Origin of the sequence: Lentzea albida, from assembly GCF_900111005.1 — a bacterium.
Taxonomy (GTDB): Bacteria; Actinomycetota; Actinomycetes; order Mycobacteriales; family Pseudonocardiaceae; genus Lentzea; species Lentzea albida.
The window spans coordinates 580,455-594,799 of the sequence record NZ_FOFV01000002.1; the positions used below are offsets into that span (position 1 = coordinate 580,455).

General features: G+C 69.7%; 12 protein-coding genes. 2 read left to right on the top strand and 10 right to left on the bottom strand.

The window, feature by feature from the left end:
* Positions 1–29 precede the first annotated feature (29 nt).
* The 9 genes from BMY74_RS08100 to BMY74_RS08140 all read right to left on the bottom strand — a co-directional run bounded on the left by BMY74_RS08100 (position 30) and on the right by BMY74_RS08140 (position 7,105).
* Entirely contained in the window at positions 30–890 is an 861-nt protein-coding gene (locus BMY74_RS08100; protein WP_089911977.1) for a diacylglycerol kinase family protein, read from the bottom strand.
* The gene (gene tatC, locus BMY74_RS08105; RefSeq protein WP_089912665.1) at positions 887–1,795 is read right to left on the bottom strand and encodes a twin-arginine translocase subunit TatC; all 909 of its coding nucleotides are present in this window, start codon (positions 1,793–1,795) and stop codon (positions 887–889) included. Before tatC ends, BMY74_RS08100 begins: the two co-directional genes overlap by 4 nt.
* 113 nt (positions 1,796–1,908) lie before the next feature.
* The gene (gene tatA / locus BMY74_RS08110; protein WP_089911979.1) at positions 1,909–2,202 is read right to left on the bottom strand and encodes a Sec-independent protein translocase subunit TatA; all 294 of its coding nucleotides are present in this window, start codon (positions 2,200–2,202) and stop codon (positions 1,909–1,911) included.
* Positions 2,195–2,467: a bacteriophage holin gene (locus BMY74_RS08115; RefSeq protein WP_177229630.1), complete on the bottom strand. Its 273-nt coding sequence runs from the start codon at positions 2,465–2,467 to the stop codon at positions 2,195–2,197. Before BMY74_RS08115 ends, tatA begins: the two co-directional genes overlap by 8 nt.
* Before the next feature lie 18 nt (positions 2,468–2,485).
* Positions 2,486–3,457, bottom strand: a complete 972-nt coding sequence (locus tag BMY74_RS08120; protein ID WP_089911982.1) for a helix-turn-helix transcriptional regulator — start codon at positions 3,455–3,457, stop codon at positions 2,486–2,488.
* Positions 3,454–4,419 carry a helix-turn-helix transcriptional regulator gene (locus tag BMY74_RS08125; RefSeq protein ID WP_089911987.1) on the bottom strand — a complete coding sequence of 322 codons (966 nt, stop codon included), beginning with the start codon at positions 4,417–4,419 and terminating at the stop codon, positions 3,454–3,456. The genes BMY74_RS08120 and BMY74_RS08125 overlap by 4 nt, the downstream gene beginning before the upstream one ends.
* Before the next feature lie 61 nt (positions 4,420–4,480).
* The gene (locus BMY74_RS08130; protein WP_089911989.1) at positions 4,481–5,326 is read right to left on the bottom strand and encodes an alpha/beta fold hydrolase; all 846 of its coding nucleotides are present in this window, start codon (positions 5,324–5,326) and stop codon (positions 4,481–4,483) included.
* Between the two features lie 64 nt (positions 5,327–5,390).
* A complete protein-coding gene (locus tag BMY74_RS08135) occupies positions 5,391–6,029 on the bottom strand; it encodes a uridine kinase family protein (protein ID WP_089911993.1) in 639 nt (212 codons plus the stop codon).
* The gene (locus BMY74_RS08140; protein ID WP_089911996.1) at positions 6,029–7,105 is read right to left on the bottom strand and encodes a WD40/YVTN/BNR-like repeat-containing protein; all 1,077 of its coding nucleotides are present in this window, start codon (positions 7,103–7,105) and stop codon (positions 6,029–6,031) included. The genes BMY74_RS08135 and BMY74_RS08140 overlap by 1 nt, the downstream gene beginning before the upstream one ends.
* 121 nt (positions 7,106–7,226) lie before the next feature.
* Between BMY74_RS08140 and BMY74_RS08145 the strand changes: the two genes are divergently transcribed.
* On the top strand, positions 7,227–11,351 hold the full coding sequence (locus tag BMY74_RS08145; RefSeq protein WP_089911999.1) for a wHTH domain-containing protein: 4,125 nt from the start codon (positions 7,227–7,229) through the stop codon (positions 11,349–11,351).
* A gap of 93 nt (positions 11,352–11,444) precedes the next feature.
* Here the strand turns inward: BMY74_RS08145 and pafA are convergent, their stop codons facing one another.
* Positions 11,445–12,803, bottom strand: coding sequence for a Pup--protein ligase (gene pafA / locus BMY74_RS08150; protein ID WP_089912002.1), 1,359 nt, complete (start codon positions 12,801–12,803; stop codon positions 11,445–11,447).
* A gap of 116 nt (positions 12,804–12,919) precedes the next feature.
* Between pafA and BMY74_RS08155 the strand changes: the two genes are divergently transcribed.
* Positions 12,920–14,284 carry a bifunctional phosphatase PAP2/diacylglycerol kinase family protein gene (locus BMY74_RS08155; RefSeq protein WP_089912668.1) on the top strand — a complete coding sequence of 455 codons (1,365 nt, stop codon included), beginning with the start codon at positions 12,920–12,922 and terminating at the stop codon, positions 14,282–14,284.
* Positions 14,285–14,345 lie beyond the last annotated feature (61 nt).

Below are 14,345 nucleotides of genomic sequence, written 5' to 3' on the forward strand. Positions count from 1 at the left end.
ACCGAAAACGAACCGAACAGCCCTACAATTTAGCGACCCACGACCGTGAGGGCGTCCGGAACCGTCCGAACCGTCACGGGCAGGGCCTCCTGCCGTTCACCGTCGGCGTAAGCGATCCAACCGTTACCACCGGCCAGGGTGACCTCGCGCGCGCGGAACGTCCGCACGGCCGGATGGTCGGTGTGCGTGCCCGTGCGCAACGTGGGCAGCATCCGCATCAGCATCGTGCGGCTGGCGCGTTCCACGACCGTCACGTCGAACAGCCCGTCGTGGGCGTCCGCCTCGGGGCACACCGGGATGCCGCCGCCGTAGTTCGGCGTGTTGCCGATCGCCACCAGCGTGGCGTCCAGCGAGAACTTCTCAGTCTCCGTCGTCACGACCAGCGGCGCCGACTTGAGCGACGCGAGTTCGGCCACGATCGCGAGGTCGTAGCGGCGCGGCCCGGCGGGCCAGCGCATCACGTTCGCCCGCTCGTTCACCGCGGAGTCGAACCCGGCGCACAGCACCGTCGCGAACCACTGCCCCGTCGACAGCCGGCCGAGGTCGAGGGTCTTGCGGGTGCCGTGCACGACGTCCTCGACCGACCGCGAGCCGATCGCCGCCGCCAGGTCGTTGCCGGTGCCCGCGGGGACGATGCCGAGCGCCGTCGGTGTGCCCGCGACCGCCTGGATGCCCAGGTGGGCGGCTCCGTCACCGCCGAGCACGACCAGCAGGTCGACACCGGACGCGACGGCCTCGCGGGCCATCGCCAGCGTGCCCTCGGCGTCGTGGGCGACCAGCTGCGTCAACGACGACACGTGCGGCCGCAGCGCGGCGGCGGTCGACCCGGCCATGCGGGCCGCCCGCCCCTTGCCCGACGCGGGAACGACCAGCAGCGCTGCCCGCGTCACGTGGCGTCGTCGTAGTTCACGCGCTTCGCGGGCTCGGAAGCGACGGCCTTCTCACCGGGGTCGTTGCCCTCGGCGTCGGAGGCGACGTAGTGGAACGGCGCCGCCTCGTTGTCGTCGAGCTGGTCCCAGCCCTCGGCGGACCGGAGCTTGGCCTTGCGCTTGTCGTGCACGCGGGAGATCTGGATCGCCATCTCGAACAGCAGCACCAGCGCGAGGGCCAGCACGACCATCGAGATCGGGTCGGTGCCCGGCGTCGCGACCGCGGCGAACACGAACAGGCCCATCGTGAGGCCGCGCCGCCACTTGGCCAGCCGCTCGTAGGACAGCACGCCCGCGCGGTTGAGCATCACGACGACCAGCGGGATCAGGAAGCTCACGCCGAAGATGAACAACATCGTGATGACGAAGTTGATGTACTTGCTACCCGTGAGCGCCGTGGTCCAGTTGCCGCTGCCGAAGCCGAGCAGCACCTTCAGGCCCTCGGGCACCACCAGGTACGCGAGCACCGCGCCCGCCACGAACAGCAGCGCGCCGGCGCCCACGAAGACGCGCGCGAACTTGCGTTCCTTCTGGTAGAGGCCGGGCGTGATGAACGCCCAGATCTGGTACAGCCAGAGCGGGCTGAGCAGCACCGCGCCGGCCGCCGTGCCGACCTGCAGCTGCACCAGGAAGATCTCGAACGGCTCGGTCTGCAGCAGCGCGCAGCGGCCGTCCTTGGTGATGTCGGCCCGGTACGGCGCGAGGTCGGGCTGGCAGTACGGCCCCGTCAGGATGTCGCCCAGCGACGGGATCGGGCCGAGCCGCACCTGGAACCAGATGAAGCCGAAGATCGCACCCACGGCGATGACCAGCATCGCGAGACCGAGCCGGTACCTCAGCTCGTACAGGTGCTCTTTGAGCGACATCGTGCCGTCGGCGTTGCCCCGACGGCGCCTGCCGCGTTCCCGGCGTTCAGCGAACCACCGGAACGGACTTGCCACCGCGTCGACCGTCCTTACGAGTCAGTGAGACCGGGAGGTCAGTTGCCGGTGGCCTTGTTCTGCGTGGTCTGCTCGATCGGAGGAGCGACCTGGGGCTGCTGCGGCTGTGCCTGCGGCTGGGCCGGGGGCAGCTGCTGGACCGGCTGCTGCACGGGCTGCTGCTGGACCGGCGCGTCGTCCGGGTCGGAGTCGCGGAGGCCCTTCGTCTCAGCCTTGAAGATCTTGGCCGACTTGCCCAGCGAGCGGGCCATGTCGGGAAGCTTCTTCGCACCGAACAGCAGGATGATCACCACGGCGATGATGATCAGCTCGGTGGGTCCGAGGTTAGGCATTGGTGGTCCTCCTGTCTCCCCCGCGACGACGATCGTACGCGGGGTTCGCCCTGGTCCGGGCCTGTTCCTTCGACCGTCGTCCGGCGAAGGCCACCTTCAGCGCCGCGGATCGCGCCTTGAGCAGGCCCACGCCGTCTCCGAACCTGTCCCCCACCAGGGTGCGGGCAGAGGCGAATCGACGCAAGGATCGGAGGACTCGGACCGCGATCACGACGAGCGCGACGAGGCCGAGCGCGATCAGCGCCAGGGTCGGTGTGGACGGCACACCCACACGTTATACGTCTTAGGTGGACAGCAGGTGATCTGCCCGCCGCAACGCCTCGCGGGCTTGGCGGACCACCTCGTCCGCGAGCTCCGCCGGCTGCTCTACGTGCACGTCGCCGCCCAGCCCGAGGAGCAGGCGGACCATCCACGACGGGTCGTCGTAGCGCATGAGGACACGCGTGCGGCCGTCCGAGAGCTCCGCGGCGTGGTCGACCGGGTAGTACTCGGCGACCCAGTGCGCGTCCGGTTCGAGCAGGAGGACCGCGATCTTCTGGTCGTCCCTCGGGTGGAACAAGCCCTCCGACGTATCGGTCGGCTGGGCGTGCGGCGGAGGCGCCGACGGCTCGTCCAGCACCTGCACGTCGTCGATCCGGTCGAGCCGGAACAACCGCACGCCGAGGGCCGACCGGCACCATCCTTCGAGGTAGCCGCGCCCCTCGACGAGCAGCAGGCGCATCGGGTCGACCACTCGATCGCTCATCGCGTCGTGCGACTGCGAGTAGTAGCGGATGCGCACGGCCCGTTCGCGCTTCACGGCGTCCTGCACGGCGGCCCGGACCTCGGCGGTCTCCCCGCGTTCGAACGCGCCGAGCCCGACGACCATGCCCGCGGGCTGGGCCTTGCCGACCGCGGCCTCGATCTTGGCGAGCGCGCGCTGCACGGCGTCCGTGTCCACGACACCGGGTGTGTCGGCCAGTGCCCGCAGCGCGACCAGCAGCGACGCCGCCTCGGCCGCGGTGAGGCGCAGCGGCCGGTCGAGGCCCGCGTCGAACGAGACCGTGATCGTCTCGCCCTCGAACGACAGGTCGATCAGGTCACCCGGCCCGTAGCCGGGCAGGCCGCACATCCACAGCAGCTCGAGGTCCTTGCGCAGCTGCTTCGGCGTGATGCCGAAGTCGGCCGCGGCCTCCTTGACGGTGATGGCGGGCCGGTTGAGCAGGTACGGCACGAGTGCGAGCAGGCGCGGCAGCCGTTCGTTCGACGCGGTCACCGCGCTCCTTCCAGTGCGCCCTGCAGGCGGTCGCGGACCGACTTGGCCAGGACCTCGGGTTCCAGCACCACGATGTCGGGCCCGAACCCGGCGAGCCACTTGGCCGCCGAGTCGGGGAACTTCAGGTCGATCTCGACGACGTCGCCGCCGTCGCGTTCCTCGACGACCTTCGCGTGCCGCCGCACCCCCTGGGCCCGGTCCTTCGCCACCCAGATCCTGGCCGGTGCCGTGTGGTGCGGATCGGCCTGCGTGCGTGCGATGAGGCTCATCAGGTCCGTGCCCTCGGGGACGGTGAACGCGCCGGGCTTGCCAACGGTCCGTACGGCGCCCACGACGCGAGAGAGCCGGAAGCAGCGCGTGTCGTTGCGTTCGCGGTCCCAGCCGACGAGGTACCACTTGCCGCGCCAGGCGACCACGCCCCACGGCTCGACCGTGCGTTCCTTCTGGCCGCCGGGCGGCGGCTTGCGGTAGTCGAACGAGACGACCTGACCGGCCTGCACGGCCTGCAGCAGCGGCGGGAACGCGGGTTCGTTGGCCCGCACCTTCGGCTCGACGGCCGCGGGCGTGTCCTGGTCGACGTCGACCCCGGCGGCCCGCAGCTTGATCAGCGCGCCGTGCACCGCGCCCGTGAGCTGCGGCGAGTCCCACAGCCGGGCGGCGAGCGCCACCGCGGCGGCCTCGTCGGGTTCGAGGTCGATGTCGCCGAGCTCGTAGTCGCGGCGCGCGATCCGGTACCCGTCCTCCGCGCCCTCGGCGTTCGACTGCCGGCCGGTCTCGAGCGGCACGCCGAGGTCCCGCAGCTCGGACTTGTCGCGTTCGAACATGCGGAAGAACGCCTCGTCCGTCGGCGCTTCGTGATAGCCGGGGACGATGGCGCGGATGCGCTCCGCTGTCAGGTACTGACGGGTCGACAGCAGGCACAACACCAGGTTGACGAGGCGTTCGGCGCGTGCGATGGCCACGGACAAACCCTAACGCGTGCGCGCGCCGAAACCTCATCACCACCTGTCGTCAACGGTCCGTTCAGAACAGGGTCCGCAGCTCCCGGACCAGTTCGACGGGTACCTCCTCGGCCATGTGGTGCCCGCAGTCGAGGGACCGAATCCGCACGTCATCGGCCCATTCGGCCCAGATCTCACCGAGGTCTCCGTACAGTTCGCCCAGGTCGTCCTTGGCCGACCACAGCGCGAGCACCGGGCACGTGATCCGGCGTCCGGCGGCGAAGTCCTCGTCGTCGTGGACGCGGTCGACCTCCAGGCCGGCGCGGTAGTCGCCGCACATCGCGTGCACGGTCCCGGGGTCGTGGATCGCCCGCTGGAAGTCGGCCCAGTTCTCGACGCCCATCGCGAGCGGGGTGTCGTGGTAGCGGCCGCCGTACCAGAGGTCGGGGTTCTCGTTGATCATCGCGGCGGCGAGGTCCTGCCGCGCGAGGAAGAACCAGTGGTACCAGCTCTGCGCGAAGCGGGCGTCGGCCCTGCTCAGGTGGGCGCCGATCGGCAGTCCGTCGAGGACGGCGAGGTGCGTGACGCGATCGGGGTGGTCGAGCGCCAGCCGGATCGCCGCGGCGGCCCCGCGGTCGTGCCCGGCCACGGCGAACTCCTCGTGGCCCAGCTGCCGCATGAGCTCGACGAAATCACGCGCCATCGCGCGTTTCGAGTAGTCACCGGGTTTGCTGGATTCGCCGTAGCCGCGGAGATCGGGGCACACGACCGTGTGGTCGGTCGCGAGCAACGGCGCGACGCGGTGCCATGTGGTGTGGGTCCGAGGGTGGCCGTGAAGGAGAAGGACCGGTGGCCCTGCACCACCGGTCCTCACCCGTAACACGGCCTCGCCAACGTCCCTGCAACGCAACGAGAAACCCTCGAACACACCCTTCGGCTACCCCTGTGGAGCGCTGCCGACACGTCCCATTTCGCTGCGGGGTGCGCGGGTGTTACACCCCGACGACGATTTCACGCTCCGGATCGTGGCGGACACCCGTCGTACCTGCCACGACGACGGTCGCCCGCGCCCACGGCCGTTCCCGGAGCAGGAAAGGGATTTCCTCCTCCAGCCACGCGGCGACGTGCCGCCGTTGCTCGTCGGAGTCACCGTCGCGTGCGGACAGGCGGCGCTGCTGCTCGTCGAGGTCGCCCTGCACCCAGATCGAGGCGTCGAGCCACGGCGCGAGCTCCTCGCGGAGGATGCCGGTGCCCTCGATCCACACGACGTCCAGGCCGGCGGGCACCCGGATCTCGCCAGGTCTGCCGTGCTCGGCCCACGCCGGCGGCCGGAACGCCACCTCCCCGCCGCGGTGCAGGGTCTCCAGGACGTGCTCGGCGATCAGCGCGCCCCAGTCGAAGTACGCGTGGTGCCAGGCGATGTCGTCGGTGTGCACGACCGCGGACCGCGGAACGAGCGCCCGCAGCCGTCCGGCGAGAGTGGACTTCCCGGCGCCACCGCGCCCGTCGACCGCGACGACGAGGGGACGCCCGGTGGGCCCGGGCGCCTCCGCACGCAGTCGCGCCACGACGTCGGCCAGGTCCACGACCCGCCACGCCGCCGGTTCCGCCTCGCCGGGGTGCAGTCGCATCAGGTGCGCCCGACGCGGCCCTTCTCGCCCGCGGCCCAGCAGGTGCGGCCCACGCAGTCCACGGTGTCGAAGCTCCCGGTGTCCGCGACCTCCCACTTCTCGCCCTTGCGGACGTCCGTCCCGGACGGACCGACGGCGACCAGCCCGTCCCCGCGGTAGGCGATGCCGGACCGGTACCCGACGGGCGCCTGCGACGCGGCCTGCCAGCCACGGCCGTCGTTGGTCGCGAACGCCGGCGTCGGATCGGTCGGCTTCAGGTAGTCGCCCCCGATCGCCACCCCGCGCCACGGCGTCTTGAACGCCACCGCGAACACCCCGGCGGCCTCCCCGGACGGCAACGGCACCTCGGAGGCCTTCCACGACCGACCGCCGTCCCGCGACTCCAGCACCCGTGCCTTCGCGCCGCCGCCGGTCGCGATCCACGCGTGGTTGCCGCTGGTCGTCACGCACTGCCCGGACGCCGCGAACGCGAACTCGCCCGTTTGTGCCTCCGGCATGCCCTTGGGGTCGTTGACGTGCCACGACCGACCACCGTCCCACGTGCGGAGCACCCGGAACCTCCCGTCGACCGGGTCGCTGAGCGCGAGACCGCGGAACCGGTCGAAGAACGCCACGCAGTCGTAGAACGCCTTCGGGTCGGTGTTGCGGAACTCCTCCTGCCAGCTCCGGCCGCCGTCGGACGTGCGGTAGATCCGCGACGCCTCGCCCTCGCCGATCGACAGCGCCACGGCGTTGCGCGCGTCGAAGGCCTCGATGTCGCGGAAGTCGAGGGCCTCGGTGCCGGGCGGAGCCACGGACTCCCAGGTCCGGCCGCCGTTCGTGGTGCGCAGGACGGTGCCCTTCGAGCCGCTGACCCACGCGACCTGGGCGCTGACGGCGGACAGGCCGCGGAGGCGGGCGTCCGTGCCGGTCGGTTTCAGGTCCCAGAACGGGCCGCTGTGGGTGTCGGCGGACGTGGAGGAGGTGGTGGCGCCGGAATCCGCCGGACCGGAACCGGCCAGCTCGCGGCCGGAGGCTGCGGACGCGACCCCGGGAAGCACCAGGAAGGCGGCCAGAGCCGCCGCGATGATCCTCATGCGGTCACTCTCGCCCAGTCGCTGCCCACTTCCTACCCTCTGATCGGCCGGACAAGGCTGAACGGGTGACTTGCTGCGTCGCTCCGGCACGTGCCGCCGACCACGGAAGAAAATCTCCGGCATGACGGAGAACGACCCGCGCCTGGTGATCGAGGTGACCGCTCCCCTGCGGCCACTCACAGAGGTCAGCGCGGCCCATCCATGGACGAAGACGGCGTGCACCCACCTGGGACCGTCGAACACGATGCTCCACGCCTGCGCTGCACTGGTCTCCCATCTGGCCCGCGAGCACGACTCCCACACCGTCCTGGCTGCCGATCCCTGGCGCGACGCGTCGTTCGCGGAACGGTTCACCCAGCGGCTGCGCTGGCTGACGAGCCAGGTCCTGCCCGTGGACGCGTTGCTGCTTTCCGATGCCGAGGCGTCCCTGCTGGTCGTGTTCCCCTATCTCCACCAAGCGTTCTGGGCGCAGCGAGCAGCCACGGTGCTGCAGGGTGCGGACCCCGCGACTGCGGCGTTCGAGCCGGGAGGTGACCTACCGGGGTTCACCGCGTTCGCCGAAGAGCACGGTGCTCTGCACCGCAGGGGAACGCGTGCCGCCGAAGCTGGAACGGCTGCCGCTGCGAGCATCGGCTGGTGGCTTTTCCACCGCTGGCTCGTCCGCCAGCCGGAGTGCTACGACCCGAGCACCATCACACCGTTGCTGCCCGAGTCGCTCGTCGCACCGCTGGATGCAGTGCTCACGGCTTCACGACTCATGGAGCTGATGCGCGTCGTCCAGCTCGACCCTGCGTACCTCCGCAGGGTCGACCGCCCAGGCACGTTGAAACCGACAGTGCGCATCGCCGGCGGCACGGAAGACGAACAGGGCTTGCGTGAGCAACTGCTCGGCTATCTGCTCGTCGTCGCCCACCGCACCGCAATCGACCCCACCGCGCTGCCCCGCGTGGTCGCCGACCACCTGGGCATCGACGACGGCGTCCAACCGGACGCGGTGCTCACGTCGATCCGGGCGGTGACGTGGGACGGCGACCGCACCCGCGTACTCACAACCGACTGCCGACACCCCGCGACCGTCCTCGCCCTGCACGACCGCGCCGCGGCCGTCGACGCGGTGCTGACAGAGATCGTCCTCGCCACGGAAGAATCGGAGACACTCGCACCGCTCAAACACCTGCCCGTCCACGCCTCGGCGGACGGCACCACCCCGACGACATCGGCGAGCAGCCACCGGTTCCGCCTGGCGGACGACCAGATTCAAACGCTGCTCATGGGCGAACAGCTCTACGGCAGCGCGGAACTCGCCGTCCGCGAGCTGTACCAGAACGCTCTCGACGCCTGCCGCTACCGCGAAGCCCGGACCAGCTATCTGATCAGGACGAACGCCGCACCACCAGCATGGCAGGGCCGAATCGACTTCCGGCAGGGCGTCGACGAGAAGGGCCGGCCATTCCTAGAGTGCGCGGACAACGGCATCGGGATGGGCGAGCGCGAACTCGTGGACGTGTTCGCCCAAGCCGGTGTGCGGTTCACGGACCTGCCCGAGTACGTCGAGGAGCAGGCCGATTGGGCCGTCCAAGGGGTGGAGTCGTTCCCCAACAGCCGGTTCGGCATCGGTGTGCTGAGCTACTTCATGTTGGCCGACGAGATCACCGTGACGACCTGTCGGCTCGGACGCTCCGGCCTGCCGGGCAGACGACTGGAGGTCCACATCGCAGGGCCGGACGCGTTGTTCCGCGTCCGCGACGTGGGCGCAGGCGAGGACGCGGGCACAGTGGTGCGCCTGCACCTGCGCTCGGCCGTTACCCCGGTGAGTTGCACGGACCTGCTTCGGAGGCTCCTCTGGCTGAGCGATTTCGCCGTGACGTCGCACGACTCCGGCGGTAGCCAGGAGTGGGAACCCCGGCAGTTGTCCGCAGCCGCGCCGATCGGCTCGAACGATCCGTTCATGAAGAACGCCTCCCGGAGCGTCCAGAAGATCGTGTCCACCGATGACACACGCGTCTGGTGGTGCGATTGCCCCGGCGCGGTCCTGGCCGACGGGCTCTGGGCGGGCACCCTGACGTTCGGCGCCGTGGTGGACCTCGTCGGACACAACCGGCCGCGACTCACCGTGGATCGAACGAAGATGATCGACTTCGACCCGATCCTCCTCGAGGAACGCCTGAAGCCCTTCGTCCCGGACCTCGTGAGTGCGACCGATTCCCCGCTGTCCCACTGGTGGCTGGGTGAGCTGGCCAAGAAGATGCCGAGGCTCGCGGATGACATCTGCGACTACGCGGTCGGCGCTCGCTACCGGCCTTGGCGCATCGGAAACACCGAGGCGCCAATCGAGGTCGTGGGGTGCTTCCCGAGCGACGCCGCCATGGTGGATCCGAAGGCCACTGCCCCGAGATGGAACCAGCAGGTGAGCAAGTGGCGGTCGGAGGCGTGGTTGCAGGTCGAAGAACCATCCAGCACACTGTCCGGCTCTATCATCCCCGCACGCCCGTCCGACGAGAGCCTCCTCGACTCGCAGGGCGTCGAAGCGTCACTGGGGTCTGTCCTGCAAGCATCGATCGCCACCCGCAGAACGCCAGCGGAGGTCCTGGCACGGCTCGCGTTGCTGGGCGTGAACACCGCCGCACTGGTCTCGATCCCCGCCACCCCCAGACCGACGGATCCGAACCTGCTGCGCGACCACGTCGACAAGGGCAGCAGCTGGCTGAGCCAGCATCGGCCCGTTTCGCCGCTTCAGGTGCTCAGAGCGGCCACCGCGAGCGGACTGTCCCCGGCCGACGTGGTGGAACGGCTCGCCGAACTCGGCTACGACACCAGCCGGGTCACTCGCATACCCGCTCACGACGATGCCGCGCTGTTGCCAGACCACCACGGTGGACTGCTTCACAAGGGAGGAGCGGTGCCGGCAGCACACATCATGGTCGCCGCCGCCAAGTCCCGGCGCCCCCCAGCCGAAGTGGCGCGCCGGCTCGCCGAACTCGGCTACACCACGCCGGATCCGGCCACCTTGCCGCCTGACTTCAACGTCCTGGACCCCATGATCTTCCTCAAACACCCACAACGAACGGGGACCTACGTTGAAGATCCAGTACCGCGACGCCACGTCTTTCTATCCGCATGGATGATGTCGGACGCGTCACCTGCCGGGATCGCCACCAGGCTGCGGGCCGCGGGGCTCGACGTCAGTGCGTTGAACGACTTACCGCAGGACCTCACGTCGTTTGATCGCACGATCATGCGCGAGCAGCAGGACATCGACGGAGTGAAGTCCGGACCACTTCATCGTCAGGCCGTCACCGTGGGGCACGTGATCTCCGCCGCGCTCAAGACACATCAGCGTCCTGTCGTCGTCGCCCGTCGACTCGCCGGGTTCGGTTACGAGTGCCCGGCCGCTGAGCGTCTGCCGGACGACGTGAACTCCGACGATCTCAACATCATTGGAATGACGCGCTCGATCGTGCGAGGCGACAGCAGCCGGAGCTGGTTGCCCACAGGTATGGCCGTAAGCCTCCAGCACGTGGTGATCACCGCGGCGAAACACGCCAAGAGCCCGTCTTTCGTGGCGGAACGCCTCGCCCGGTTCGGTTTCGACACGCCGACACCTCACCCCCGGCTCACCGTGCGATTCGAAGATCTCATCCTGCTGAGTGTCGACCTCGACGGCGAGGGACCGTGGCTGGACAGTGATCACCATGCATTGGCCCAATCAGACAACACCGTGCCGCTGGGCCATGTGCTGGCGGCAGCGGCGAAGCTGGGAACGCCACCTGCCGAGGTGGCCGAGAGGCTCTCCGAACTGGGCCTGAACAGCCAGAAGGCTGCCCTTCCCAGCAGGGTGGAACGGCGGGACGCGCAGTTGCTGGCTCAAGTGGTTCCGCGCGAGATTTCCTTGCTCTACCGGCACTGGATGTTCGCCTGGTTGGGACTGGAACGGCCGGTGAGCACACGCCACCTGATGCTCCAGTCAAGAAGTACCACACTCACGCCTGCTGAGGTGGCCTCCAGGTTGTCCGCGTTGGGCTTCGCCGTCACCGACCCGCAGCACCTTCCCTCGTCGATAGACGAGATCGACGAGAAACTGCTGCACGTGAGCACCCCGACGCCGCACTGGTTCGAGTTCGAGTCCGACTTCGCCGAGATGAGATTCCCGCGTCGATCAGTCATGCACATGGCCCATGAGACCGGCCTCTCCCTGCGTGGAGTGCTCGACCGGCTGGCCCGCCTCGGCGTCGAAGTAACCGATTGAGCGAGCGGCGGGGTCCAGTTCACAAGGCCATTACTTTCCAGGCGCCAAGAGGGGCGCGCTCCAGGCCGGAGCGCGCCCCTCGTCGTTCGGTGTCTAGAGCGAGGCGATGAGGCGTTCCACGCGCTCGTCGACCGCCCGGAACGGGTCCTTGCACAGCACCGTGCGCTGCGCCTGGTCGTTCAGCTTCAGGTGCACCCAGTCGACCGTGAAGTCGCGACCGGCGGCCTGCGCGGCGGCGATGAAGTCACCGCGCAGCTTGGCCCGCGTGGTCTGCGGCGGGGTGTCCTTGGCGGCCTCGATCTCGCCGTCGTCGGTCACCCGCTCGACCTGGCCCTTGCGCTGCAGCAGGTCGAAGATGCCCCGGCCGCGGCGGATGTCGTGGTAGGCGAGGTCGAGCTGGGCGATGCGCGGGTTCGACAGGTCCATGTTGTGCTTGGCCATGTACCGCTCCATCAGGCGGTTCTTGATGGCCCAGTCGATCTCGCGGTCGATCTTGGTGAGGTCCTGCGACTCGACGGCGTCGAGCGTGCGGCCCCACAGTTCGAGGACGCGGTCGGCCATGGGGTCGGGCGAGCGCTTGGCGCAGTGCTCGACGGCCTTCTCGTAGTACTCGCGCTGGATGTCGAGCGCCGAGGCCTCCTTGCCGCCCGCTAGGCGCACCGTGCGGCGGCCCGTCAGGTCGTGGGAGATCTCGCGGATCGCGCGGATCGGGTTGTCCAGCGAGAAGTCGCGGAACTGGACGCCCTGCTCGATCATCTCGAGCACCAGGTTCGCGCTGCCGACCTTCAGCAGCGTCGTGACCTCGGACATGTTCGAGTCGCCGACGATGACGTGCAGGCGCCGGTAGCGCTCGGCGTCGGCGTGCGGCTCGTCGCGGGTGTTGATGATCGGGCGGGACCTGGTCGTCGCCGACGACACGCCCTCCCAGATGTGCTCGGCGCGCTGCGAGAGGCAGTACACGGCGCCGCGCGGGGTCTGCAGCACCTTGCCGGCGCCGCAGATCAGCTGGCGGGTGACGAGGAACGGCAGCAGCACGTCCGCGATGCGCGAGAACTCGCCGGCGCGTGCGACCAGGTAGTTCTCGTGGCAGCCGTAGGAGTTGCCCGCCGAGTCGGTGTTGTTCTTGAACAGGAAGATGTCACCGCCGATGCCCTCGTCGGCGAGCCTGCGCTCGGCGTCGACGAGCAGGTCCTCGAGGATCCGCTCACCCGCCTTGTCGTGCGTGACGAGCTGGGCCAGGTCGTCGCACTCGGCCGTGGCGTACTCCGGGTGAGAGCCGACGTCCAGGTAGAGCCGGGAGCCGTTGCGCAGGAAGACGTTGGAGGAACGCCCCCAGGAGACGACCCGGCGGAACAAGTACCGCGCGACCTCGTCCGGGGACAGACGACGCTGCCCGTGGAAGGTGCAGGTCACCCCGAATTCTGTCTCAATGCCGAAGATCCGCCGCTGCATGCCTCAACAGTAGGCGACTCTCAGGCGGAGCAGGGTGATCCGTTCGGGCGGCACGCCGGTTGCGGTTTAGTGTCGGAGGGGTGTGGAAACGGGTCAGCGCTCTCGACAAGAAGCTCATGAGCTCCTCCGCCGGACTGCCTCCAAGCAGGCTCGACAGGGGTTTGAAGAGGCTTTCGAAAGCCGCGAACCACAGCGTGCTGTGGTTCGTCATCGCGGCGATTCTGGCAACGGGCAAAGGGCCGTTCCGGCGTGGCGCGTTGCGGGGCCTCGCGGCCATCGCAGGGGCCTCTGCCAGCGCGAACCTGGTCGGGAAGTCACTTTTCCCGCGCCGCAGACCCGCCGCCGATCTGATCGGTCTGGACCGCCGCCTGTCGAAACGCCCGACGTCGTCGTCATTCCCGTCCGGTCACTCCGCGTCAGCGGCCGCTTTCGCCACGGCCGTGGCCATGGAATCGCCCAAAGCAGGCGTTGTGGTGGCCCCGATCGCCGCCGCCGTGGCTTATTCACGCGTGCACACGGGCGTTCATTGGCCGTCGGATGTCGCGGCCGGCGCGGCGGTAGGCGTCGGCGCCGCGTTCCTGACGCGCCGGTGGTGGCCGCTGGGCATGAACGAGCCCGCGTCGGCCTACGAACACGCCGATTTGACGTCCCTGCAGGACGGCGACGGCCTGGTCGTCGTGGTCAACCCGTTCTCCGGCTTCGGCCCCGACCCGACGCCGCGGATCACCGAGGAGTGGCCGAAGGCGCAGGTCGTGTCGGTCGAGGAGCTCGACGACCTGCCGGACGCGAAGGCACTGGGCGTGGCCGGCGGCGACGGCACGGTGGCCGCCGTGGCCGCCATCGCCGCCGAGCGCGACCTGCCGATGGTGCTCGTCCCGTCCGGCACGCTGAACCACTTCGCGCGCGACGTGGGCATCACCGGCCTGCACGACACGGCCCAGGCGGTGGCCGACGGCGTGGGCGTGCGGGTCGACCTGGCGCAGGTCAACGACCAGTGGTTCGTCAACACGGCCTCCCTGGGCGGCTACCCCGACATGGTGCGGATCCGCGAGAAGCTCGAGAAGCGCTGGGGCAAGTGGCCCGCCGCGGCGATCGCGATGTTCCGCGTCCTGCAGCGCGCCAAGCCGCTGCACATGACCATCGACGGCGACAAGCACCTGGTCTGGATGCTGTTCGTGGGCAACGGCCCGTACCGCCCGAAGGGCTTCGCGCCGACCATGCGCCCGCGGCTCGACGACGGGCTGCTGGACGTGCGCTTCGTCCGGGCGGACCGCAAGTACTCGCGGACCAGGTTCTTCCTGGGCGCGCTGCTCGGGGCGCTGGAGCACTCGCGCATGTACAAGCACTTCGAGGTGGCCTCGCTGAACGTCGAGGTGCACGGGGCGCCGATCTCGATCGCGACGGACGGCGAGGTGCGGGAGCGGGCCAACCACTTCAGGTTCCGGTCGCGGGCGGCGGCGCTCGGGATCTACCGGCCGTAGGGGCGGCGGGCGTCGGGTCGCGGGCGGGCGGCAGGCAAGCAGGCGGGCAAGCAGGTCGGCG